The following is a 1,294-nucleotide window of genomic DNA, read 5'->3' as shown; positions in this document are numbered from 1 at the left end:
CTGGAACCGCGCAACCAAAGATCCCAAGCGCATCCAATCCCTCTGCAACTATCCCTATATCAAAGCGGTGAGTTCATGAGCGCGACGGTATTACGCTCCGAGGAGCTGGCGCGCACGCCTGCGGTGGCCTGGCTGTAATAGGCGAAGTCGAAGCCGAGACCGCCTTCCATATGATCGGCGCCGGCCCCGCCGTCCAGATTGTCGTTGTCGTCGCCGCCGAATAGCTGGTCGGTGCCGTCGCCGCCATAGATATTGTCGACGCCGCCGCCGCCGTTGAGCGTGTCGTTGCCGCCGCCGCCTTGCAGCGTGTTGTTGGCTTGATTGCCTGTAATAGTGTCGTTTCCGGAACCGCCGATGGCGTTTTCGATCAGCGAACGAACATCGCCCTGATACTGCAATGCATTGAAGATGTTGCCGCGCGAATAGTTGCCATCACCCAAGTAGGCGATTTGTACGTTGCTGAAATAGGAGTGCCCGCCCGGCGTCAGATCGAGCGTAAGATTGTCCGAGTAGCTGCTGAGATCATAGGTGTCGATGCCGCCGCCATCCCAGACGGTGGCGAAAATCCGGTTGCTGCCCGCGTCAATGCCAACCGCACCATTGACCAGCGTATCCCCCGAAGTCGGGTTCCATTTATAGACCGTGTCGCTGCTATTGGTGGTGAAATCGGCCCCATACATTTGCTGCAGCGCCGCGATATCGGCGATCATGTAGCTTTGCGCAAATCCCCAAGTCTCGTTGGAATAGCCTCCAACCAAGGGGTCGCCGACATAGGACCGATAGGTCATGATGGAATATTCCATCGAGTCCTCGGCCGCTGGCAGCGGGCCGTAAACGTTGGTCTCTTGACCGTGCTTCAGCCCCAGCGCATGGCCGATCTCGTGATACATCGTATGCCAGGAATAGTTTCCGGCTTCTGGCGAGCGATAATTATAGGACCTTCCAAACCAGACATCGCCGGCCTGCTCGTAGGTACCAGGATAATAAGCCCAAGCGGTCGATGGATCATTTGATTCCGCAAGCCGGATATGCGCGCCGGTGTCTGTGGTATAAGCGACGTTCAGATTGGTGAACCCCTCCACGGAGAAGCCGTCCTGCGCCGCATTTTCCCCGGCGTAACCATTTGTATTCAACGCTCTGTTTGCTGCCGTCCATTGCATCGACGAAATTCCGCCGATGGTATCAGAGTCGGTCCGGAAAGTTGTTCAATTTGAACAAAGCCTTCGCAGCATTAGGCGGATAGACGCCAGTTTGAGGAATGCGAGCGCGTTGCGCGACAGGTTCTCGAAATCCT

Annotated in this window: 1 protein-coding gene; it reads right to left on the bottom strand. The window is 56.7% G+C overall.

What is annotated here, in order from left to right:
- Positions 1–59 precede the first annotated feature (59 nt).
- Positions 60–1,160 (bottom strand): M10 family metallopeptidase C-terminal domain-containing protein, encoded by a 1,101-nt coding sequence (locus VQ045_RS21695; protein WP_442879936.1) that lies wholly within the window; start codon positions 1,158–1,160, stop codon positions 60–62.
- Between the last annotated feature and the right edge of the window lie 134 nt (positions 1,161–1,294).

The sequence above is a fragment of the Aurantimonas sp. E1-2-R+4 genome (assembly GCF_036549515.1).
Classification (GTDB): domain Bacteria; phylum Pseudomonadota; class Alphaproteobacteria; order Rhizobiales; family Rhizobiaceae; genus Aurantimonas; species Aurantimonas coralicida_A.
Note: the sequence above shows the minus strand (reverse complement) of the source record. Positions and strands in the feature narration are given on the sequence as shown.